Raw genomic sequence first — 25,972 nt, forward strand, 5'->3', positions numbered from 1 at the left:
ATCCTATCTATTAATGGAAAAAATCAAGCCCCGGCGCGGGTGTTTCAGGCAAAACGAGATGGTCAGCCATCAAAGAAGCCATCGGCCAGGCACAATAATCCGCAGCATAATAAGCACTGGGTCGATGATTGCCCGATGCTCCAATGCCACCAAACGGTGCCTTGCTTGATGCGCCTGTCAGCGGTTTATTCCAGTTCACGATCCCGGCTCTCGCTTCCTGCAATAATTTCTCGAACAGCGCTGCATCAGGAGAGATCAGGCCGGATGCCAGCCCAAACCGCGTATCATTGGCAATGGAAATGGCTTCGTCGAACGTGTCATAGCGTCTCAGGGTCAGCAGGGGGCCAAAATACTCTTCATCCGGAACCTCTGTAACATGAGTCAGGTCAATAATGCCGGGGGTCATGAAGGTCGAGCGAGGATCGGGTTGTGTTAAAGCGAGCAGGGAAGTGCCTCCCAATGCCAGCAAGTTAGACTGCGCTGCCAGCAGACTTTCTGCCGCAGTTAAAGAGATGACGCCGCCCATGAACGGCTGGGGTTCAGCATTCCAGTGGGCAGGCACAATTTGCCCGGTGGCATCAAGTAGCCGTTGGATCAGCGCATCGCCTTTTGCCCCCTGTTTCACCAGCAATCTACGGGCACAAGTACAACGCTGGCCGGCGGAAATAAACGCAGACTGGATAATGGTGTAAACCGCCGCCTCAATATCCTCATAATCGTCAACAATCAGTGCATTGTTGCCCCCCATTTCCAACGCCAGCATTTTTTCCGGCTGACCCGCCAATACACGGTGGAAATGAAAGCCGGTCGCCGCACTGCCGGTAAACAGCACGCCATCAATTTCGCGGCTGTCCAACAAAGCACTGCCGGTTTCCTTGCCCCCTTGCACCAGATTCAGCACACCGACAGGCAACCCCGCCCTGATCCACAATTCAACCGTTTTTTCTGCCGTCATTGGCGTCAGTTCACTGGGCTTGAACACCAGCGTGTTGCCGGCGATCAAGGCAGGAACAATATGTCCGTTCGGTAAATGCCCGGGAAAATTATAGGGGCCGAAAATGGCCATTACGCCGTGGGGACGATGCTGCAATATCGCTTTGCCATCTGGCATGGCAGTTTCGCAATACCCGGTACGTTGTTCCCATGCCTCAATGGAAATGGCAATTTTGCCAATCATTGCCTGGATTTCCGTTCGGGTTTCCCACAGTGGCTTGCTGGTTTCTTCACTGATCACACCGGCAAGGTGTTCTTTTTCCTGTGTCAGCAAATCAGCAAAGGTCTGAATAATCGCAATACGTTTTTCAACCGCTAATCTTGACCATGCCGGAAACGCTTGACGGGCAGATTGACAGGCTTCATCCACCTGACGGGCAGAAGCGCCGTTCGCCTGCCACAAAACCCGTTGGTCAACAGGAGAATGTTTAATCACAGGTAAACCTTGTCCGGCTATCCAGGCCCCGCCAATATAATGTGCTTGATGATTCATTGTGAAAATCCTTAAGAAAAAAGAGAAACAATGCGTATCGCATCGCCATCATCCACATGGAGTGCTTCCATCTCTGCGGGGGTAAGCCGCAATTCACCACTATCCAGCGGATCAGTAACATGCAGGAGCAGCGCCCTGAACTCTTGAAAATGCAGGTTAGAAACAATGCACGGCACTCCCTCCTGAGTTCGGGAAAGCTGAGTGCTTTTTTTGACATGTACGAGATGGCAGGCTTTGACGGTACGTATCTTGTCAATTTCCGCATCTAAAATGGCGCCGGCATCAAAAATATCGACCGCGTTGTGATAGGCAAATCCCTCTTTTTCCAGAATGGTACGGGCAGGTAAGGTATTGTCATGCACCTGACCGATGGCCTGACGCGCCTCTTCCGGCAACAGAGAGACATAAATCGGATAGAATGGCATCAGTTCCGCAATAAACGTTTTGGAGCCAATGCCCGTCAAATAATCGGCTTGTGCAAAGGGAACATTGAAAAAGTGTTGCCCAAGCGCATTCCAGAATGGCGATTCCCCTTGTGGATCCACGACCCCACGCATTTCCGCAATAATCGATTTCGGGAAAAGATGCCTGAATGCGGAAATAAACATAAAGCGACTTTTGGAAAGGAAAACACCATTGCGCCCGCCCTGATAATCGGGGTCAAGGAACAGCGTACACAGTTCGCTGCATCCGGTATAATCCTGCCCGACAATCAGTGTCTCGAAGGTGGTATAAACCCCCAGTTCCCGGGAAGAACGCACTGATTTGTGTACCCGGAAGTTGTAGAAAGGCTCTTCCAGCCCTACCGCCAACTCCAGTGCACTGACACCAACAACACGATGCTTTTCCGTGTCCTCCAAGGTAAATAAAAAACCTTGCTGTGCTCGTCCCCTTGCATCGTTGAAAGAATCAATGCTGCGTGAAATCCGTGCCGCCAGATACTCCTGATTGTTTGGTAAGGTCGTCAGGCCAACGCCAGCACGGGACGAAAGATGAAGGATATCGCCTAAATCTTCATGTTGAACGGATCTAAATAGCATCATGATTTCTACCTCAAATCGGTTTTATTCCTGAACAAATCGCTTGAGGGCGTTTTCAAGGCGGATGAAACCGTCGTTGATATCCTGCGGTTCAATATTTAACGCAGGAGCAAAACGCAATACATTGGGACCCGCTATCAAGGCAATCAATCCCTCTTCTGCAGCTATATTGGTCAGATTTTTCGCCTTGCCTTGATATTTCTTATCCAGTTCTGCTCCCAGCAAGAGCCCTTTACCACGTAATTCACTGAATACCTGATAACGTTGATTGAGCGCCGACATGCGCCGGATAAATTCATGGTGGCGTGACTGCACTCCCGCCAGAAATTCCTGCTGATTCACTAACTCAACGACCTTACCGGCAACCGCGGCGGCCAATGGGTTTCCGCCAAATGTGGTGCCATGTGAACCGGGTTGGAAGACTTCTGCGACAGGGTGCTTAACTAACATGGCTCCGATCGGGAAACCGCCGCCCAGCCCTTTAGCGGTGGTCAAAATATCGGGTTCCACGCCTGTTTCTTCATAAGCATACAGATACCCGGTCCGCCCGATCCCCGTTTGAATTTCATCAAAGATCAACAATGCCTGATGCTGATCGCACAATTCACGCAAGGCTTGCAAAAACGCAGGATCAGCAGGAATTACCCCACCTTCACCGATAATGGGTTCAACAATGACGGCACAGGTTTTTTCTGAAATGTGGGCTTTGATGGCGGCAATATCGTTGTATGGCAGGTGGGCAATTTGTTGCGGCAATGGCGCGAAATCCTGAGAATATTTAGGTTGCCCCCCAACCGTCACGGTAAATAATGTTCTACCGTGGAAGGAGTTCTCGAATGAGATGATTTCGTTTTTATGGCTTCCATATTTATCCAGGGCATACTTTCTGGCAATCTTTAATGCCGCTTCATTGGCTTCAGCGCCTGAATTACAGAAAAAAACCTTATCAGCGAACGTATTTTCGACTAAAGATTTTGCCAGTTTTAAAACAGGTTCATTAGTATAACCATTACCTATGTGCCATATGTTTTCTATTTGAGAAATTAATGTGTTTTTTAATTCATCATTGGCATGCCCTAATGAATTAACAGCAATTCCACCCGCAAAATCAATGTATTCTTTCCCGTCCTGATCCCATACGCGCGAACCTTTGGCTTTCACCGGGATAAATTTCGCAGGTGAAAAACAGGGAACCATATACTGGTCAAACCAATTTCTTTGAATCATGCCCGACATTTGTTTTTCCTCAAATAATTAGGATATAAAAAGAGAAATGAATTTATCTATCTTCAACGATAATTTTTAATTAATAGATTCATTTATATTATCTATTCACCTCACCGTGTTCCGATAAGTTTTCAATGACATTACCGCAGTATCTTTCTTATCCTTTTTGATGGCTAATTAACCTCATAATCTCTTTGACATTTAACAAAGTCAACACAATAAAATCACAATGGATTTACTTTATGATGTTTTTCACAATTTATAAAAATGGATTTATTGTTTATTTATGCACCATTTGTGCATAAAAAAATAAATAAAAAGGGATATGGAATTGAAGATAATAGGAATGAGGTTGTTTAGTTCAATAATTATTCATAGTTCATGGCATAAATTATGCCCATGATCTAAAAAATGTATTTGCAATTAACAATTTTATCCCAAATGTCAATAATTTTATTTAAAATCAAAATGTTAATTAGAAAAAAGTTCATTTTTATTCCCCAAAACAGCAATTATTCGTCGATTTCGAGGGTTAACCCTGAGCCTGTAAGAACTTTTCCTCCTGTTGTTGCCGTATCCCCTTTCAGGATGATTTTTCCCTCAATGATTGCCTGCATTCGCAATGCCGCCAGTTCTTTCAACTCCTTCAAATGCGTCTTTTCGCTATACTCAAATGCACTGAGTGAACGTATATGATCATGAAAAGAGGCTTATGCTGTGAGACAGAATAGTTCCACAGACCATCCAGTATATAAGAATTCTTTCTCTCTGAGGTCATCAACCCGTTTTGCCGACGACATCATGACACCACGTATTTTTGTAAAGCAACTCACCTTTACAGTCAGCCATTCCTCCGTTATCACCAATAAATAGCGCGTCGCTAAAATTTTCTGATAACATAGAAAGCCTATCTCTTACTGGCTTTGCTGAAGCAAATAAAATCTTATAGAATTAATGGTCAGTTGGATAAAAAGAAAGGAGAATAACGATAAATGGCAGGATAATAATTAGGGATAGAAAAAATATAAAAGCAACTGATAAATTTCGTGAATTAACTATAAAATTGCTATACTAAATAAGCAGCACCTTGTATAACTAAACAAAGAAGGTAATTATGAAAGCAGTTATTTTCGATATGGATGGTGTACTGATAGACTCTGAGCCACTATGGAAAAAATCAGGCATGCTGATTTTAAATCATTATGGTGTTCCAATCACCTACGATGAAATGTTTAGTATGATAGGTATACCCGTATCGGGTATGATAGATAGAGCTTGTCAGCTTTATAATAAAAATGATTTAAATAAAGCTAAAATTGAAAAAGATTTTTTCAATAAAGGCGTTGATTTAATACTTACAGAAAAACCGATTATGGATGGGGTCGTAGAATGCTTAGAACTATTAGTAAAAAGAAATATTAAAATTGGCATTGCCTCTGCTTCTCCATTACCTTTTCTGTTACAAATAGTCGAACAATGTGGTATTGCTGATTATTTTGACTATATATCCTCAGCAGAGGATATGCCATATAATAAACCACACCCAATGGTTTATCTCAATGCCGCAGAAAAGCTGAATGTTTTACCTAAAGAGTGTATAGGAATAGAAGATTCAAAAACCGGCATGATTTCAGTTAAAGCAGCATCGATGAGATGCGTAGTGATACCAAATAATATTGAGTACCATCACTCATATTGGGATATGTCTGACTGGAAAATAAAAAGCATCCGTGAATTAGAAAATATAATCTAATTAAATATACCCAAAATAATTCGAGTTGCATCGCGGCGGCAAGGGAGCTCATCCCCGGGAGCATAGATAACTATGTGACCGGGGTGAGTGAGTGCAGCCAACAAAGAGGCAGCTTGAAGTATGACGGGTATAGACCTAAAAATAGCGCTCATTATTTTAAATAAATGCCATTTCAAAATTGTAGGGCACTTCCTGACTCCCCCGCACGGCGGGGAGTCAGGGATCCTCAGAATTTCAGTGTGTCACTATTATTAACGGTAAGGATGATCCGGCGGAATTTGTCAAATTATCCCTTTCTGGGTAAAGGTAACCCGTGTTGCCTCATTCAGATCCATGTCTTTCATCGCTTCAGGTGACACCCAGGCAATTTCCTGAAACTCCTCGTTGAACGTAATGTCCCGGTTGGCACTGAAACAATCAAAGATGAGGTAAATCATGTAAATTTCTTCGGTGGTGCCATCCGGATACGTTTTAACCCGGACATCATCACGAAAAGCCCAAGGTTTCACCTCCGTTATTTCCAGGGCTTCACCCAATTCTTCTCTGATCTCTCGTCTCTGCGCCGCTTCCATCGTTTCGTTGGGTTCTATTCCTCCCCCGGACAAAGCCCACTGACCCGGAAATACACCACGATCAGAAGCCATTTTACAAAGCAGGTATTCCCCATTATTATGAATAATAGGACAGACAATTATTCTCCGACGCATATCATCTCCTCAGCATACTTATTTTGTAGATCACTATATCAGAAAATATGTCAATCTTATCCGGACTCTGACAAATCATAACTCTGCTCCGGAGGTCTTTGCTGACAACACCGTTAAAGCAGGTGATTTTATTACAATGATATTTATTAATATTGCTATGCTATAAATCACGCTTGCAGTTTCATAAGAAAAAAACAACTATAGTGGATTGAGTAAACAGATATATGAATTTTCATATTAATTATAACCTCCGACAATGGCTCGTTTTTTATGACTCTAATAGCTTATTTATATCGTCAATCTTGGGTATTATTGCTTGTATCGACAATAAGCGCATTAATTAGTGGATTCGCAGGTGCTTCAATCGTTGGCATGATTAGTCAAGGTGTTACAGAAACGATTAATCTCACTGCATTTCTCTGGAGCTTTTTTGGTATCTGCTTTATTTTTTTTATTACGAAGACGGTAGCAGAAATTACGTTATCCCATTTAGCCCAATCCACTATTTTTTCATTACGCCTGAGTTTAAGTAACAAAATATTACGTGCACCACTGCAAAAATTGCATAAACTTGGGCGACATGGCCTATTGGCTGTTTTAACCAAAGATGTCGATGTTTTCGTACACTCGTTTATGCTGGCACCCAGTGTTTTTGGTAACATCACCCTCATCATGGCCTGTTTTGGTTATTTAGCCTGGATATCCTGGCAACTGTTTGTCATTCTGGCGGTACTCAGCCTTATTTCAATGTATCTGTTTTATCTGTGGGAAAAACACCCACTGCGCTTGATGACAGCCATGCGCGATCAAGTGGATAAAATATATCTTAATTTCCAAAGCCTGATTGATGGCAGTAAGGAGCTGAAACTCAATAAACAAAAGGGTAATCTTTTTATCGATAAGGTCATCGCCCCCGCCGCCAAAGCCTTTCAGGAAATATGTATTAAAGCGAATTCCAGTTATGCGTGGGTTCTCAATGCCAGTTCTGTCACATTCTATGCCATTATCGGTGTCATCGTTTTTATTGTTCCCATCTGGTTGCCCCAGGAGCCATCAACACTGTTCACCGTCTCGTTGCTGGTGCTCTTTTTATCGGGTCCCATCAGTGAAGTGATTGGAGCTATTCCGGAACTGAGGGAAGCGAAAGTTTCGTTGGAGAAAATGCGCCGCCTTGACCATCAGTTGGAAGAATCACTCTCCGCTCAGGTTGAAGGCCCCAATCCATTCCACAACCAGCAACCGATGGAGCTTGAACTGAAAGAGGTTATCCATCATTACACGACGGATAAAGAAGATCGTCAGTTCGCCCTCGGCCCATTAAGCCTGAAAATATCACAGGGCGAAATTGTTTTCATTGTGGGGGGCAATGGCAGTGGAAAAACCACCCTCGCCATGTTGCTTGTCGGCCTGTTTGAGCAAGAATCCGGCTCTATCCTGCTTAATGGCGTACAGGTCACCCCCGCTAATAATGAGCATTATCGCCAGTTCTTTGCTGCCGTTTTCTCCGATTATCATCTCTTCGAACAATTGCTCAACAATGATGCCGATGTCACTGAAAAAGCGACACATTATATTGAAGCCTTAAATATGTCACATAAAGTCAAGATTGTTGAGGGTGGCTTTTCCACAACCAATCTTTCTGCGGGTCAACGGAAACGATTGGCTTTAGTTTCAGCTTATGTGGAAGATCGCCCCATATACTTGTTTGATGAATGGGCTGCGGATCAAGACCCGGTGTTTAAACGTCTATTCTATACTGAACTATTGCCTGAATTAAAAGCCAATGGCAAAACTGTCATTATTATCAGTCATGATGATGCTTATTTTGATATTGCTGACCGCATTATTAAATTGGAAGACGGAAATATTAAAGAGGTCAGTAATAAAATGGGATAGGTCAGAAAGACATTATTATAAATGTGGAATAAAATAATTTATTGTAAAATTATCTAATCCCGTAAAGATCATCATTTCTTTCAGCGATGGAAAGAAATTTAACCAGGCATTAAAACATTAGGCTGTTCTTTTTTATTAGAATGGCCCCCTATTTTTATGTCATTTGATCTCTGTACACCACGCCTTTTTCTAATAGAAATACCGTCTATTTCACGGGAATATTTTTTATTAGTCCAACGTGGCGTGTGATTTTTTGTTCTGTAAGTACGCATGTTTTTATTTTTAATATCCCCATAAAAAGGAAAAGGGAGTTATAGAATGAATGACCCTGAACAATTAAAAGCATTCCCTTTATCGGAAGCGCAAAGCAGTCGCTGGTTTCAATATCAAATAGCCCCAGACAAACGCGGGCAAAATAATAGTGCATTCTGTGCCCGCATTACAGGGTTAACCGCCGAACGATTAGAAGCAGCTCTCAATAAATTGGTGCAAAGACACCCGATGCTACGGGCAAGTTTTGGCCTATATCACGGTGAACTGGGCTATTGCATCGCAGAGCAGGCTGAAATCACACTCACTATACATGATGCCCAACATCTCAGCGAAGCAGCACTTCAGCAACGTGTTCAGGACGACTGCTGGCATATTTTTGATTTAGCCCATCCACTGCGGATTTACGCCAGTTGGTATCAGTGCAGCCAACAAGAGAGCGTCATGATGCTGACCTTTGATCATCTGGCAGTTGATGGCTGGTCTTATTGGGTGCTGTTGGATGAACTCGATGCACTGCTCTCTGGAAAACCGCTGGAACCGGCATCGGAACATAGTTTTCATGATTATGTAAAATGGCAGCAGCAATGGTTAAACAGTGCCGGGGCAAAAAAACAACAGCAATTCTGGCAAAAGACACTGGCCGGCGATTTAGCGATAACACAATGGCCGACTAAAACACAATGGCCCACTAAAAACAGTGCCATGCCTGCCACTGGGAAAATTTCTTTATATAAAAAAGTACCTCAATCTTTGGCAAATAAATTACAGGCCCTGACAGCAAAATATGACAACAGTTTGTTCGCCATTTTTCTGGCTGCCTACCAAATCCTCCTGAATCGTTATACCGGGCAGGATGACATTATTGTCGGCTCGATTATGCCGGGCCGAGGCCGTGCCCGCTGGGGGAAATTGGTCGGCGAATTTATTAATCCCATCGCCTTGCGCAGCCAAATCAACGGTGAGATGTCGGTGCAAGAACACATTATACAGGCCACGAAAACCGTCAGGCAGGGCATTGAAAACCAGAAATATCCGTTCTCCAAGGTATTGGAACAGCTTCAATTGCAACGTAATGCCGAAGTGCCCCCCGTTTTTCAAACGGTGATGATATTTCAAAAAGCCAGATACATTGGCGACCTGACTTCACTGTGGATGGCGGAAGAGAATGATGTCACGGTGCGGTGGGGCAATGCCGATTTGCGGCCTTTTCCCTATCCCTTCTATGCCGATATTCCCGTCCCATTAATGGTGAATGTGCTGGAAGTTGATGATCAAATCCGTTATGCCTTTTATTACGATACCACGGTATTTGATACTGAATTCATCTCCCAGCTCATGCAAAATCTGTTGAACCTGCTGGCAGCAATGGTTGATGACGAACAACAAACCGTTAATCACTTAGCCTTGATGGATGAACCGGCCCGTCAGCAAATCCTCCATGATTTCAATGCGACCGATAAACCCTTTCCACAACATGGGTTAATCCATCAATTCATCGAACAACAAGTAGAACGCAACCCCACAGCAACGGCATTGCTCTATGAGGATGCACAACTCAGTTACGCGGCATTGAATCAGCGGGCTAACCAATTGGCTCACGCCCTTGTCAATGCAGGGGTTCACCCTGACGATCGGGTTGCCCTGTGCATGGAGCGCGGTCCGGATATGGTCATTGGCCTGTTGGGGATCTTAAAGGCCGGTGCCGCTTATGTGCCGCTCGACCCTGACTATCCGGTTGACCGGCTCGCGTATATCCTGTCAGACAGTAAACCGGTGCTCCTGCTGACCCATCAGGCTTTGCAGGCAAAAGGTCTGCAAGAAAAACAGCCTGTCACCGAAATCCCGATCTGGTTTCTGGATAATCCCAGCGTTCAGGCGGATATCTCCCGCCAGCCCGCTGATAATGTAGACGCCACCCGGCTGGGGCTGACCGCCCGCCATTTGGCCTATGTGCTTTACACCTCCGGCTCGACGGGCTTACCCAAAGGGGTTATGGTGGAACATCGGGGTGTGGTGAACCTGCTGCTGGCTATGCAGGAAATATTGCAAACGGATGCCGATGACACCCTGCTTGCTTCCACAACCATTGGCTTTGATATCGCCGGGCTGGAACTCTATTTGCCCCTGTTCAGCGGCGGCCGCATGGTTCTGGCTCCTTCACTGGCCGCCAAAGACCCCCAGCAATTGGTCAAATTGATCTCGTTACATAACATCAACATAGTTCAGGCGACCCCCACTTCCTGGCGGATGTTGCTCGATTCCGGCTGGAGCGGCGCCAACATCAAGGCATTAAGCGGCGGAGAAGCATTACCGCTTGAACTGGCCCGGCGTTTAAAGGAAAAGGTCAGTGGCTTGTGGAATCTGTACGGGCCGACCGAAACCACCATTTGGTCAACCGCATCCACTAATCTGTTGGCGGAGCCGGACAATTTTCTCTCCCAGACCCAATCTCAAATCACGATTGGCCGCCCGATCGCCAATACCCGAATCTACGTGCTTGACCGACATCATCAGCCGGTTCCGATTGGCGTCACCGGTGAAATTCATATCAGTGGTCTCGGCGTGGCTCGCGGTTACCTGAATTTACCTGAATTGACCGCAGAGCGTTTTATTGCCGACCCATTCAGCCCTGATCCTGATGCCCGCCTGTACAAAACCGGCGATCTTGGACGCTGGCTACCTGATGGCCGCATTGCCTATCTGGGACGCAACGATTTTCAGGTTAAAATTCGCGGATTACGCATTGAGTTAGGTGAGATTGAAGCCTCCCTGCTCCAGTGCCCTGATATTCGGGAAGCGGTAGTCGTTGCCCGTGAATATGAGACCGGAGATACACGGCTGGTCGCCTATGTCACCCCCAATAAAGATAGCTCCCCCACTATTGCTCAATTGCGCGGACAATTGAGCAGGCATCTTGCTGATTACATGATCCCGAGCGCATTTGTGATGATGGAGGCGTTTCCTCTCTCCCCCAATGGCAAACTCGATCGCAAGGCATTGCCAGCCCCGGATCACTCCGCCATGTCCACCCGTGAATATGTTGCCCCGGAAAGCGAAACCGAAGAACAGTTGGCCGCCATTTGGCAGGCATTATTGGGATTAGACCGGATAAGCCGCCATGACAATTTCTTCGAATTGGGCGGTCATTCCCTGCTGGTGCTACAGCTACAGTCCCAGATCAAAAAAGCCTTTGATGTTGAATTGTCCATTCATCAACTGTTTTCACACCCAACCCTTTGTCAGCTTGAAGAATGCATTATCGACTCTCTATTACTGCAATTTGATGCAGAGTCGCTGCAAGATGTTTATAAATCAATGAATTAAGCCTTATTTTATCTTGTTTTAAATGGTGATAACTAAATGAATAATAATGATATTTCATCTCTACCATTAGCTGAACGCAGAAGATTACTTGAGTTAGCCAAATCGGCGAAATTGACCCGCCAGTCTACTCAGAAAGCAGCAATCATGCCCCAACCCCGCGATAATGGCATTCCATTATCCTGGGCACAGCAGCGGTTATGGTTCCTTGCCCAATTAGATCCTGCCGCGCAAACGGCCTACCACATGTCAGCGGGTTTGAACTTACGCGGCAAACTGAACCTGAATGCTCTGCAAGCCGCATTGGATCGTATTGTGGCCCGTCATGAAATTCTGCGCACGACTATCGTGACGGTAGAGGACGAAGCACAGCAAATCATTCACGAGGCAAATTGGGGTTTCCCGCTGATCCAAGAAGATTTCAGTCAGCTATTTTCAGGGCAGGACTGTGATTCAGGACAGAATAATGTTTCAGAACAGAACAATATTTCAGGACAGAACAATACATCAGAACAACAAGCAGCGATTGAAAAAATTGCTTACCTTGAGGCAAACCGTCCCTTTGATTTTGTCAATGGCCCTTTGGTGCGGGGACGATTGCTAAAACTGGCAGAAGATCAACATATCCTGCTGTTGACCCAACATCATATTATTTCAGATGGCTGGTCAGTCAGTGTCTTTATGCAGGAGTTATCCACCCTTTATCACGCATTCAGCCAAGGGCTGCCAGATCCCATGCCCGCCCTGACAATTCAGTATGCTGATTATGTTCTCTGGCAGAAAAAGGGGTTACAGGGCGAAGGGTTACAGGGACAGATGCTGGAAAAACAGGTGGCATTCTGGCGTAACACGCTACAAGGCGCTCCCGCCCTGCTGGATATTCCCACGGATCGGCCACGTCCGGCGAAACAAAGCTATACCGGCGGACGCGTCAATATTACGCTCCCGCCCGCATTGCAGGCCGGTTTAAAAGAACTCAGCCAGCGTCACGGCACCACCTTGTTCATGACATTGTTGGCAGGATGGGCGACACTGCTTGCGCGCCTCAGTGGTCAGGATGATCTGGTTATCGGCACCCCTACCGCCAATCGTCAACAAGCTGAATTGACCCCTTTGATTGGCTTTTTCGCCAATACATTGGCATTACGGGTACAACTGCATGATAACCCCAGTGTCAGTGAACTTCTGGCACAGGTGAAAGCACAGGCACTGAACGCATTCGCCCATCAGGACTTGCCGTTCGAACAACTGGTCGAAGCCTTGCAGCCCCCGCGCAGCCTGAGCCACAGTCCCATCTTTCAGGTTATGCTGGCAACCAATAATACGCCGGGACAACGGCATTTCGAGCTGCCGGGCTTGGTGCTGGATGAGCGGCCATTAATCAGGGACAGCGCTTATTTTGATCTGACATTAACGCTGGATGAAACTGAAAATGGTTTAGTCGGTGATCTGGAATATGCCCGTGATCTGTTTGACCACGCCACGATTGAACGCATGGTCAGCCACTTATACACCCTACTGTCAGCCATGGCGGCAGATGAGACCCAACGGGTCGCTGAACTGCCGCTGATGACTTCTCAACAGCACAAGCAATTACTGGTGGATTTCAACGACACCGCGTTGGACTATCCGCAGGAGACACTGATCCATCAACTGTTTGAACAACAAGCTGAGTCGATGCCTGATGCCATCGCCTTGGTATATCAAGAGACTCAACTGAGCTATGCGGAGCTGAACCAGCGTGCCAACCAACTGGCACACAGCTTGATTGCCTTTGGCATCCGCCCGGATGATCGGGTGGCCCTGTGTGTGGAACGCAGCCCGGAGATGATCATTGGTATGTTGGGTATCCTCAAGGCGGGGGCGGGTTATGTTCCGTTTGATCCGGAATATCCCGCCGAACGGTTGGCTTATCAATTGTCGGACAGCACCCCGAGGCTACTGCTGACTCAACAGCACTTACAGGCGCGTTTGCCGGTGACCGAAATCCCGCTCTGGTGGCTGGATGATGAAAATCATCACAATACCGTGGCACAACAGCCAACCCATAATCCCGACGCCGGTCAATTGGGGCTGATGCCACATCATCTGGCCTATATTATTTATACCTCTGGTTCGACCGGACTTCCCAAAGGGGTCATGCTTGAACACCGCAATGTCGTCAATTTTATCCATGCCCAACATCTGATCAGCCAGCCCCAGCCGGGGGATCGCATCCTGCAATTTGCGACCATGGCATTTGATACGTCAGTGTCGGATATTTTCCCGACACTGGCCGCCGGAGCGACCTTAGTGCTGCGCCCTGCGCATGTCCGTGTCCCGGATGCCGAATTCATTGACTTCTTGCATCAGCAAAAAATCACCATTATGGATATCCCCACCGCGTTCTGGCATCAGTGGGTGCAGGAGATGAAAGCTGATCGCACGGGGTTCAGTCCTTACCTCAATACCGTTATTGTCGGCGGGGAAAAAGCAGAATACCGCCACTGGGTGGATTGGCAATCGCTGCCAGAAACGCAATTCTGCCGTTGGATCAATACCTATGGCCCCACTGAAACCACCGTCATTGTCACCTCACTGGGGCTGGATGGCGGGCACGCGGCTGAAATTGCGCATCACATTCCGATTGGCCGTCCCAATGCCAACTCCCGCATTTATATTCTCGACTCCCTCGGCCAACCTGTTCCCATCGGTGTCAGCGGAGAAATTCATATTGGGGGGGCCGGTGTTGCCCGGGGTTACTTGAACAGGCCAGAACTGACCGCAGAGCGTTTCGTCGCTGACCCATTCAGTGAAAAACCCGCTGCCCGCATGTACAAAAGCGGTGATTTGGGACGCTGGTTGCCAAACGGGACGATTGAATATCTGGGGCGCAATGATTTTCAGGTCAAGCTGCGCGGTTTCCGGATTGAATTGGGGGAAGTGGAAGCCCAACTGGCGGCTTGCGCAGGCGTCAAAGATGTGGTTGTTATGGCCAGAGAGGAAGCCAGCGGTGACAAACGTCTGGTCGCCTACCTGATCCCTCAGCCTGATATCACGCTCACGCCTGCCCATCTGCGTGAACAACTGAGCACGCACCTGATGGAGCACATGATCCCCAGTGCATTTGTCATACTGGATGCTTTCCCTCTGACCGGTAGTGGGAAGTTGGATCGCAACGCCTTGCCGGCCCCCGATCGAGCCGCCATTGCCAGCCGTGAATACACCGCCCCACAAGGGGCAATCGAACAGAAACTGGCAGAAGTCTGGCAATCCCTGTTGGGAATAGAGCAAGTAGGACGCCACGACAACTTTTTTGAGCTGGGCGGACATTCTCTATTGACCGTGCAAATGGCTTCCCGTTTACATCATGTTCTCAATATGACCGTGGACTTGCAGGATCTGTTCACCCGCCCGGTATTGTCAGATTTGGCGCAATCACTGAGCACCGCCAACCCATCAGGCCCTCAATCCACGCCACCGTTGATCTTGCCGGTCAGCCGGCAGCAAGCACTGCCGCTATCCTGGGCGCAACAACGCCTGTGGTTCCTGGCACAGCTAGATCCTGCGGCTCAAACGGCCTATCACATCTCTGGCGGAATGCGTCTGAAAGGCCACCTGAACCAGGCAGCGCTTCAAGCTACGCTGGACAGAATTGTGGCTCGCCATGAAATTCTGCGCACGACCATTAAAGTCATTGAGGGTACTGCCCGGCAAATCATTGCCGATGCCGATCGGGGTTTCGATTTGACGATCAAAGATCTCAGCCAGCTTACTGAGGCAGAAAAACAGGCGGCCATTGATGATGCCTCCCGGTTTGAAACCCATCATCCTTTTGATTTTGCATTGGAGCCGTTGATACGGGGTCAACTGCTGAAACTCGCAGAAGATGAGCATGTGATGCTATTGACCCAGCACCATATGATTTCGGATGGCTGGTCACTGAATGTCCTGATGAATGAACTGTCCACGCTCTACCGCGCTTTCCATCAGGGGCTGGATGATCCCCTGCCGGCAATGACGCTGCAATATGCTGACTATGCCCTTTGGCAACGGCAATGGTTGCAAGGTGAAGTGTTGGAAAAACAGGTGAATTTCTGGCGCAATGCACTGCAGGACGCACCGGTTTTGCTCGAGTTGCCTACGGACAAAGCTCGCCCTGCGGTACAAAGTTATCGCGGTGGTCAAGTGATATTCACCCTTTCCCCCGCCTTGAGTGAAGAATTGAAAGCGCTGGGCCAGCGTCATGGTTCCACCCTGTTCATGACATTGCTGGCAGCCTGGTCTATTTTGCTTTCCCGCATCAGTGGGCAACGGGATATTGTGATTGGCACACCGGTTGCCAACCGGCAACACAGCGAACTGGAGCCGCTGATCGGTTTCTTCGCCAATACACTGGCACTCAGGGTTAAACTGGAAGATAACCCCAGCGTTAGCGCGTTATTGGCCCAAGTAAAAACTCATGCATTGGCAGCCTATGTCCATCAGGATCTGCCATTCGAGCAACTGGTCGAAGCCCTGCAACCCCCACGCAGCCTGAGTCACAGTCCGGTTTTTCAGGTGATGCTCGCACTGGATAACACGCCAATCCAGCAATCTCTTGAGTTATCGGGTTTAGTCCTGGATGAACTGCCCTTCACGCGGAAAAGTACCCATTTCGACCTGTCACTTTCCATGAATGATAGCGATAAGGGATTAGTCGGCGAATTGGAATATGCCAGTGATCTGTTTGAACATGCCAGCATTGAGCGTCTGGCCAGCTACCTGAATACCCTGCTGGAGGCGATGGTTGAAGATGATTCACGGCGGGTGGAAGAGTTACCGCTGCTACAACCGCAACAACGCAGCCAGTTATTGGCGGATTTCAATGAGACGGCACTGACCTATCCACAAGATCAGCTCATCCACCAACTGTTTGAGCAACAAGTGGTACGGACGCCGGATGCGATAGCATTAGAGTTTGGTGATAGCCGACTGAGTTACGCCGAATTGAACCAACATGCCAACCAACTGGCTCATTATCTGATGGCATCCGGCGTGCGGCCTGATGATCGTATCGCTATCTGCGTCGATCGCAGTCTGGATATGATCATTGGCTTGTATGCGATCCTCAAAGCCGGTGCGGGTTATCTTCCCCTCGACCCGGAATACCCCACTGAACGGCTGGTTTACCAGCTATCAGACAGCCAGCCCGCTTTATTGCTGACGCAACACCATTTACAGGATCGGCTGCCAGTACCGGTGCCGGTCTTGCTGCTGGATGATGCCGACCATCGCACCATGATGGCGCAACAACCCCGCCATAATCCTGATCCCCGCCAAATGGGGCTACAGCCACATCATCTGGCTTATGTTATTTATACCTCCGGCTCAACCGGCCAGCCCAAGGGGGTGATGCTGGAACACTGCAATGTGGTGAACTTTATTCATGCCCAGCGCCAGACCAGCGAGCCGCAATCAGGTGATCGCATCCTGCAATTTGCGACGGTGGCCTTTGACACCTCCGTGTCTGATATTTTCCCTACCCTCGCATCAGGTGCCACGCTGGTTCTGCGTCCTCCACATCTCAGAATACCGGATATGACTTTTGTCGCGTTCCTGCGTGAACAGAAGATCACCATCCTGGATATGCCAACCGCTTTCTGGCACCACTGGGTACAGGAAATGATGGCCGGCCGCAGTGGTTTTAGTCCCTATCTGCATACCATTATTGTGGGGGGTGAAAAAGCGGAATACCGCCATTTAATCAATTGGTTGTCGAGTTCAGAAACCCAATCCTGCCGCTGGATTAATTCCTATGGCCCGACAGAAGCCACGGTTATTGCGACCACCTTAGCGATAAATGGCAAAGATTCGCCTGAGCTGAATGGGGCAAATGGGGCCATTCCGATTGGTTACCCGCTGCCAAATACCCGTATTTATATTCTGGATACGCACGGTCAGCCGGTTCCCATCGGTGTCAGTGGCGAAATTCATATTGGCGGTGCCGGTGTTGCCCGTGGTTATCTGAACCGACCCGATTTGACGGCTGAGAAATTTATTCCTGACCCTTTCAGTGAGCAACCCGATGCCCGTCTGTATAAAACCGGCGATTTGGGTCGCTGGCGGCCAAATGGTGCCATTGACTATCTGGGCCGCAATGATTTTCAGGTCAAGATCCGGGGTTTCCGCATTGAACCGGGCGAAATCGAGGCCAGATTGGTGCAATGTCACGGCGTGCATGAAGCGATCGTGCTTGCCCGTGAAAATCACCTTGTCGCTTATGTGATCCCCAAACCCGGCGCTGCACTCGTGCCGGCAACCCTGCGCCAACAACTCGCACAACATCTCACTGAGTATATGCTGCCCAGTGCCTTTGTGACCCTCGATGCTTTCCCGCTGACCCCCAATGGCAAAATCAACCGTCAGGCATTGCCGGCACCCGATCAGGCCGCAGTCGTCATGCGTGGCTACGCAGCGCCCGCCAATGAAACAGAAACAGCACTGGCGGAAATCTGGCAAGGGTTATTGGGATTGGAGAAAATCGGTCGTTATGACCATTTCTTTGAACTGGGCGGTCATTCGCTGATGGTCGTCAGCCTGCTCGAACGGCTGCGCCATCAAGGCTGGGATCTTGATATCCGTGCCGTGTTCTCCACCCCTGTACTGGCTGAAATGGCGAAAGCCATGCAGGCGACACAGAATCATGCCACCCACTTCATTGTGCCGCCCAATCTCATCCCTGACGGCTGTACTGCCATCACACCGGATATGCTGCCGCTGGTCTCCCTGTCACAAAACGAGATTGATACCCTTGCTGACGCCATACCCGGTGGCTGTGCCAACATTCAGGATATCTATCCGCTCGCACCGCTACAGGAAGGCATTCTGTTCCACAACCTGCGGCAAACACAGGGCGATACTTATTTGTTACGCCAGTTGTTCGCATTTGATACCCGTGATCGCCTCGATACTTTCCTCGCAGCCTTGCAGCAGATCATTGACCGCCACGATATTCTGCGCACCGCAGCCTATTGGCAGGGATTGACCCAACCGATGCAAGTTGTTTATCGCCATGCACCGCTGCCCATGAATGAACTCACTCTGCCGATGGCAGAAAATGCAATGGAGGAAGGGCAGGCAAACGAAAGCACCGAAGCACTATTACATCGCCTGACCGACCCTCGCACAGTACGCATGGATTTGACCCAAGCGCCATTGCTGGCCGCTTATATTGCCCAAGATCCGGAATCAGGACAGTGGTTGCTTTCCTTGTTGAACCACCATTTAGTTTGTGACCATCTGTCGCTGGAAATCATCTCTCATGAAGTGAAAGCGCTGATGTTAGGAGAGGGTGACCGTCTGCCGGCTCCCCTGCCTTACCGTAATTTCATCGCCCAACTCCGCAATGTGCCGCAGGAAGTCCATCAAGCCTATTTCCAGACGCTATTGGGTGACGTGGATGAGCCGACCCTGCCGTTTGGATTGCATGACACCCAGAGTGGTCATCAGGATGAAAGCCAGCATAACGCAATCGCAGAAGATATCCTGCCCCTCGACAGTGAGCTGGCTCACCGTCTGCGTGACTGCGCCCGTCAACAAGGCATGAATGCGGCGGTGCTGTTCCATGTCGCATGGGCACAGGTCTTGGCACGATGCAGTGGACGTGATGATGTCGTGTTCGGGACGGTTCTGCTGGGACGTTTACAAGGGGGCGCCGGCGCTTCCCAAGTCTTGGGAATGTTTATCAATACCCTGCCCATCCGCGTCCGGTTACAGGCATGTACCGTTCAACAGGTCGTACAGGAAACTTACCAACAGCTCACTGAATTACTGGATCACGAACAGGCCCCCTTGGCCGTTGCCCAGCGTTGCAGCGGCATTCAGGCACCGATGCCGCTGTTTAGCAGCCTGCTCAACTTCCGCCATAGCCCACGCGATGAAACCTCTTCCACATCACAGGCTTGGGAAGGTATACAAATCCTCAGTGATGAAGAACGCAGTAACTACCCACTCTCGTTGGATGTGGATGATTTTGACGACGGATTTTCTCTCACCACACAATGCAGCCAGCACATTAATCCGGCTCGGATCAATGCCCACATGAATACCGCCCTGAAAGGGCTTGTCGCCGCACTGCAACACGCGCCAGAAAAAATGGTTGAAACAATCGATACCCTGGCACCGGCAGAACGCACTCAATTACTGGAAGACTTTAACGCTACGGCCATCGCTTATCCACAAGATTGCCTGATCCATCAACTACTTGAACAACAAGCAGAACGGACACCGGATGCCATCGCGTTGATATTTGGTGAGAGCCAACTGAGTTATGCGCAACTTAACCATCGCGCCAATCAACTGGCTCATCAGTTGATCGCATCCGGCGTGCGGCCGGATGATCGGGTGGCCATTTGTGCCGACCGCAGTCTGGATATGATCATCGGCATGTACGGCATTCTCAAGGCCGGTGCGGGATATGTTCCGCTTGACCCGGAATATCCCGCTGAACGGCTGGCCTATCAGTTGTCGGACAGCCAGCCCGCGTTATTGCTGACGCAACAACATTTGCAGGCACACCTGCCGATACACCCGATCCCGGTCTGGTTGTTGGATGATCAACATAATCGGGATAGCGTGGCACAACAACCTGTCCATAATCCTGATGCCCGTCAATTAGGGCTGCAACCGCACCATCTGGCCTATATCATTTACACTTCCGGCTCGACCGGAATGCCTAAAGGTGTCATGCTGGAACACCGCAATGTGGTGAATTTTATCCATGCCCAACGCCAAACCAGCGAACCCCGATTAGGTGATCGCATCCTGCAATTTGCGACGGTGGCATTTGATACTTCGGTGTCTGATATTTTCCCCACTCTTGCATCAGGTGCCACACTGGTTCTGCGTCCGCCTCATATCCGAATACCGGATATCACTTTTGTCACTTTCCTGCGGGAACAGAAAATCACCATCATGGATATGCCGACCGCTTTCTGGCATCACTGGGTACAGGAAATGATGGCCGGCCGCAGTGGCTTCAGCCCATACCTGCATACGATCATTGTTGGCGGCGAGAAAGCAGAGCATCGTCATTTGATGGATTGGTTATCCAACCCTGAAACCCAATCCTGCCGCTGGATAAATTCCTATGGCCCGACGGAAACAACGGTCATTGCCACGACTCTGACCATCGATGACAAACATTCCCCGCACCTGACTGACAGCATTCCGATTGGCCGTCCACTGCCCAACACACGCATCTATATTTTAGATACGCTCGGTCAGCCGGTTCCCATCGGGGTGAGCGGTGAAATTCATATTGGTGGTGCGGGTGTCGCCCGTGGTTATCTGAATCGACCAGAACTGACAGCAGAGAAATTTGTTGACGACCCCTTCGGCGGACATCCCGATGCCCGCATATATAAAACCGGTGATTTGGGCCGCTGGCTGCCAAACGGCATGATTGAATATCTGGGACGCAACGATTTTCAGGTCAAGATACGCGGCTTCCGCATTGAGTTGGGGGAAATTGAGGCACAATTGGCCGCCTGCGACGGGGTCAGCGATGCGGTGGTTATTGCCCGTGAAGAAGGAACCGGTGACAAACGTCTCATCGCCTACGTGATCCCACAAACGGGTGCCACGCTTACCCCAACCCATCTACGCGAGCAATTGAGCCTCAGCCTGATGGAGTATATGCTCCCCAGCGCATTTGTCATGCTGGACACTTTCCCGCTGTCCGCCAACGGTAAATTAGACCGCAAGGCGTTGCCGGCTCCCGATCATTCGGCGATTGTCAGCCGCGAATATGAAGCACCACAAGGCGAAATTGAGCAGAAACTGGCGGCAGTCTGGCAGAACTTACTGGAATTGGAGCAGGTCGGACGCCACGATAACTTCTTTGAACTGGGCGGGCATTCTTTGCTGATCGTAGGGTTGATCGAACAGTTGCGCCAGCAGGGGCTGTCAATGGATGTCAGCGCCGTCTTCTCCGCACCAACATTATCCGCCATGAGCACCCGCTTAAACCGGAATAGTGATCAGGACGCAGATGCTCAGGCCATCCCACCTAATTTGATCCGCGAAGATAGCCGGAGCATTACGCCAGATATGCTGCCACTGGTGGATTTAACTCAGGCACAAATCGATCAGATTGTTGCCCGCGTACCGGGAGGGGTCGCCAATATTCAGGATATCTACCCACTGGGGCCATTGCAGGAAGGGATTTTGTTCCATCACTTACTGGAAGAAGAAGGCGATACCTATCTGGAAAACACTCTCATCAACTTTGACAGCCGGACCCGGCTGGATAGTTTCTTGCAGACGCTCCAGCAGGTTATTGATCGCCATGATATTCAACGCAGTGCCTTCCATTGGCAGGAGCTGCCCATACCTGTGCAAGTCGTTTACCGCCATGCACCCCTGCCCATCACGGAGCTGACTCTCTCAACGGAAAGCGAATCAGCGGAAACCGGTGTCGAGGCACAGTTGCGACGTCTCACGGCACCCGACACGATCCGTCTGGATATTACCAAAGCCCCACTATTGGCCGCCTATATAGCCGAAGATCCTGACTCCGGTCTGTGGTGGCTGAGTCTGTTGCATCACCATCTGGTCTGTGACCACTTGTCACTGGACATCATTTTCAGTGAGATACAGGCGCTGCTTTCAGGCAAAACAGACCATCTGTCCGTGCCCGTTCCTTACCGCAATTTTATTGCCGAAACCCGCAAAGTGCCCATTGAAGTTCATCAAGCCTATTTCCGGCAATTATTGGGGGATATCGAAGAACCGACCCTGCCCTTTGGGTTGCTCGACGTACAGGGAAATCAGCGCGGTGAGCATGATGAAATAGTCGAAGATATCTTCACGCTGGATAACGCGCTGGCACAACAGATCCGTGATTGCGCCCGCCAGCAAGGCATCAGTTCAGCCGTGCTGTTCCATGTGGCCTGGGCACACGTGCTGGCAAAATGCTGCGGCCGTGATGATGTGGTGTTCGGGACGGTTCTGTTAGGGCGATTGCAGGGTGGCATGGGCGCTTCCCAAGTGCTCGGTATGTTTATCAATACCCTGCCTGTTCGCATTCAACTGCAAGGACGCACCGTCGGGCAAGCAGTACAGGAAACTTATCAGCGTTTGAGCGAATTGCTGGATCATGAACAGACGCCATTGGCCATTGCCCAGCGTTGCAGCGGTGTTCAGGCTTCCGTTCCCCTGTTCAATAGCTTGCTCAATTTCCGCCATAGTCCGCGAGATGATGAATCCGCCGACACACGGGTCTGGGAAGGCATTCAGGGCGGTGAAGAAAGTGAAGAACGCAGTAACTATCCGCTGTCGCTGGACATTGACGATTTTGATGATGGATTCGAGCTGACGGCGCAATGTCGCCGGCAGGTAGGTCCGGCGCGCATTAATGCTTATGTCAACGCCGCACTGAAAGGAATTGTGGCAGCATTACAACATGCCCCTGAGCAGGCAATCCAGTCAATCGATATCCTGCCATCGGCAGAACGCACCCGATTATTGCGGACGTTTAACGACACGGTGCTGGACATTCCGCAGGATAGCCTGATCCATCAATTGTTCGAACAACAGGCAGAACGCACACCTGATGCGACGGCGCTGGTGTTTGGTGATACGCAATTGAGCTATGCACAATTGAACCGTCACGCCAATCAACTGGCACACCAATTGCTTGCGGCGGGTGTCCGCCCGGATGATCGTATCGCTATCTGCGTAGACCGCAGTCTGGAGATGATCATTGGCATGTACGCTATCCTCAAGGCCGGTGCGGGCTATATTCCGCTTGATCCGGAATATCCGGTTGATCGGTTGGCCTATCAGCTATCGGACAGCCAGCCCGTGTTACTGCTGACCCAGCAACATTTACGTTCCCATTTGCCGGTACAGGGCTTAAATGTCTGGCTGCTGGATGATGAAATGCATCGGGATCAGGTGGCCAAACAACCTGTCCATAATCCTGACGCCAGCCAAATGGGGCTTAAACCCCATCATTTGGCTTATATCATCTATACTTCCGGTTCGACAGGGCAACCCAAAGGGGTGATGCTGGAGCACCGCAACGTGGTGAACTTTATCCATACACAACACAAAATCAGTGAACCCCAGGCAGGTGATCGCATTCTGCAATTTGCCACCGTCGCCTTTGACACTTCAGTGTCTGATATTTTCCCCACCCTCGCTTCCGGAGCGACACTGGTTCTGCGCCCGGCCCATATCCGCGTACCCGATGCCGAATTTGTCGCTTTGCTGAATGACCAACGCATTACTATCATGGACATACCGACTGCTTTCTGGCACCAATGGGTACCGGAGATGATGGCAGGGCGCAGTGGTTTCGGCCAACATCTGCGTACCGTGATTGTCGGCGGTGAGAAGGCAGAATTCCGTCACTGGTTAAATTGGCAGTCGATAGCGGAAACCCAATCCTGCCGTTGGATCAACTCTTACGGCCCAACGGAGACGACGGTGACCGCCACCAATCTGATCCTGGATAACAACGCCTCCCCGATCACCGATGCCATTCCGATTGGTTATCCCAATGCCAATACCCAAATCTATATTTTGGACCCGCTGGGTCAGCCGGTTCCCCTCGGTGTCAGCGGGGAGATCTGCATTGCGGGAGCCGGCGTTGCCCGTGGTTACCTGAACCGGCCAGATTTAACGGCGGAGAAATTTGTGGCTGACCCGTTCTGCGCACAGCCTGATGCCCGCATGTACAAAACCGGTGATCTGGGACGCTGGTTGCCAAACGGCATGATTGAGTATCTGGGACGCAATGACTTTCAGGTCAAGCTACGCGGTTTCCGCATTGAACTTGGCGAGATAGAAACGCGTCTGACGCAATGTCAGGGCGTACTCGACGCTATCGTCCTGATCCGCGAAACCACCCCCGATGATAAGCGGCTTGTCGCCTATATTCAGCCTCAGCCCGGCATCACACTGGTTCCCGCTGAACTGCGTCAGCAACTGGCTCAACACCTTGCGGACTATATGCTGCCCAGTGCCTTCGTGATACTTGAGGCTTTTCCCCTCACCTCTAATGGTAAGATCGATCGTCAGGCATTCCCTGCTCCCGATCAGTCTGCCATTGTGGTTCGGGATTACGAAGCACCACGGGGTGAAGTGGAAACCACGTTGGCTCAGATTTGGCAAGAGTTGTTGGGGTTAGACCGTGTCAGCCGCCATGATCACTTCTTCGAATTGGGCGGGCATTCTTTGCTCATCCTGAAAGCCAGTTCTTTGGCCGTAGAAAAGTTTGGGCTTGAGCAAACTATGATGGCGCGTTTGATGGCTTTCACGACCATTAAAGATCAGGCTCAGGCCATTGAAAACCGCGAGAATGCTGATATTGGCTCTATGATTGGCCTGTCACAGAATACTCAGGCTACCCCGCTGTTCTTTGCACCGGGAGCCGGGGGACATGTGCTCTACTTGCGGGAATTGGCAGCCGCACTGGAGGGTACTTATGCGGTTTGGGGCATGCAGTCCCCTGAGCTGGATGGGCGCAACGCTCCCCCCTCCAGCCTTGAAGTGATGGCCAGCGCAATGATTAACGACCTTAAAAAGGTGCAGCCCAATGGTCCTTACTACTTGGGCGGACACTCTTTCGGCGGCTGGCTCGCGTTCGAAATGGCTCAACAACTGGTTCAACAGGGGGAAAGTATCGGTTTGCTGGCTTTAATTGATAGCGAATCCCCTCTTGATTGCCTGGCCCAACAGTCAGAATCAGAATGGCCTGACAGCCGCTGGATCGCGGAATTTGGCAATGTCCTTGCGTCATTGGAAGGCGCGGAAGAAAACTTCACTGAAGAAGCGTTTCAATCCATGACGGCAGAAGAGCAAATCGACAGCCTGCGACTTCGCCTGATTGAAGAGCAACTTTTGCCACCTCAACTTGAACCTCAGGAAATCGCGACTTATTTAAATGTGTTCAAGGCTCACTCGTTAATGAACTATCAACCACAAGCGCACTATGCAGGAACGATCCACCTGTTTATAGCGAGCGATAACCAAGAGTATAAGAAACAAGCGACTTCTGATGAGCGTTTTATTGATGGATGGAAAGCATTGGCGACCGGGGATGTCATAGCGCAGAGTTTATCCGGTGATCACATCACCATCATGCGTCAACCTTTTGTTCAGAAATTGGCATCAGCGATAGTCAGTATTGATAAACAGGGATAGTCATGGGCGAATTTTATTGTTGATTAAAAACAGTTGATTATCACAAGTGGCAGCCGATATGGCTGCCCTATTGACTGACTTATCGAGCTTTTTAAAA

The 25,972-nt window shown here is 49.5% G+C and carries 8 protein-coding genes and 2 pseudogenes; 5 read left to right on the top strand and 5 right to left on the bottom strand.

Annotated elements, in window-relative coordinates; all coding sequences use genetic code 11:
• Positions 1 to 10 precede the first annotated feature (10 nt).
• The 4 genes from astD to Xbed_RS19960 all read right to left on the bottom strand — a co-directional run bounded on the left by astD (position 11) and on the right by Xbed_RS19960 (position 4,403).
• Positions 11 to 1,486, bottom strand: a complete 1,476-nt coding sequence (astD, locus tag Xbed_RS07120; protein ID WP_086112230.1) for a succinylglutamate-semialdehyde dehydrogenase — start codon at positions 1,484 to 1,486, stop codon at positions 11 to 13.
• An 11-nt stretch (positions 1,487 to 1,497) separates the two neighbouring features.
• Entirely contained in the window at positions 1,498 to 2,529 is a 1,032-nt protein-coding gene (astA, locus tag Xbed_RS07125) for an arginine N-succinyltransferase (protein ID WP_086112231.1), read from the bottom strand.
• Positions 2,530 to 2,550: 21 nt separating this feature from the next.
• Positions 2,551 to 3,762, bottom strand: a complete 1,212-nt coding sequence (locus Xbed_RS07130; protein ID WP_086112232.1) for an aspartate aminotransferase family protein — start codon at positions 3,760 to 3,762, stop codon at positions 2,551 to 2,553.
• Positions 3,763 to 4,265: 503 nt separating this feature from the next.
• Entirely contained in the window at positions 4,266 to 4,403 is a 138-nt protein-coding gene (locus Xbed_RS19960) for a PAAR domain-containing protein (protein WP_208612207.1), read from the bottom strand.
• Between the two features lie 464 nt (positions 4,404 to 4,867).
• Between Xbed_RS19960 and hxpB the strand changes: the two genes are divergently transcribed.
• Entirely contained in the window at positions 4,868 to 5,506 is a 639-nt protein-coding gene (hxpB, locus tag Xbed_RS07135) for a hexitol phosphatase HxpB (RefSeq protein WP_208612208.1), read from the top strand.
• Between the two features lie 281 nt (positions 5,507 to 5,787).
• On the opposite strand, the gene nudI is transcribed toward hxpB, so the two are convergent.
• A complete protein-coding gene (gene nudI, locus Xbed_RS07145) occupies positions 5,788 to 6,213 on the bottom strand; it encodes a nucleoside triphosphatase NudI (RefSeq protein WP_086112235.1) in 426 nt (141 codons plus the stop codon).
• 270 nt (positions 6,214 to 6,483) lie between these two features.
• Here nudI and Xbed_RS07150 point away from each other — a divergent pair, with 270 nt between their 5' ends.
• From Xbed_RS07150 to Xbed_RS20810, 4 genes and pseudogenes are all read left to right on the top strand, one after another.
• Positions 6,484 to 8,109 (top strand): cyclic peptide export ABC transporter, encoded by a 1,626-nt coding sequence (locus Xbed_RS07150; RefSeq protein WP_086112236.1) that lies wholly within the window; start codon positions 6,484 to 6,486, stop codon positions 8,107 to 8,109.
• A gap of 318 nt (positions 8,110 to 8,427) precedes the next feature.
• A complete protein-coding gene (locus tag Xbed_RS07155) occupies positions 8,428 to 11,706 on the top strand; it encodes a non-ribosomal peptide synthetase (protein WP_086112237.1) in 3,279 nt (1,092 codons plus the stop codon).
• A 144-nt stretch (positions 11,707 to 11,850) separates the two neighbouring features.
• A pseudogene (locus tag Xbed_RS07160) lies at positions 11,851 to 24,957 on the top strand (amino acid adenylation domain-containing protein); the annotation flags it as partial.
• A 135-nt stretch (positions 24,958 to 25,092) separates the two neighbouring features.
• Positions 25,093 to 25,875: pseudogene (locus Xbed_RS20810) on the top strand (thioesterase domain-containing protein); the annotation flags it as partial.
• Positions 25,876 to 25,972: the final 97 nt, after the last annotated feature.

Origin of the sequence: Xenorhabdus beddingii, from assembly GCF_002127545.1 — a bacterium.
GTDB lineage: Bacteria > Pseudomonadota > Gammaproteobacteria > Enterobacterales > Enterobacteriaceae > Xenorhabdus > Xenorhabdus beddingii.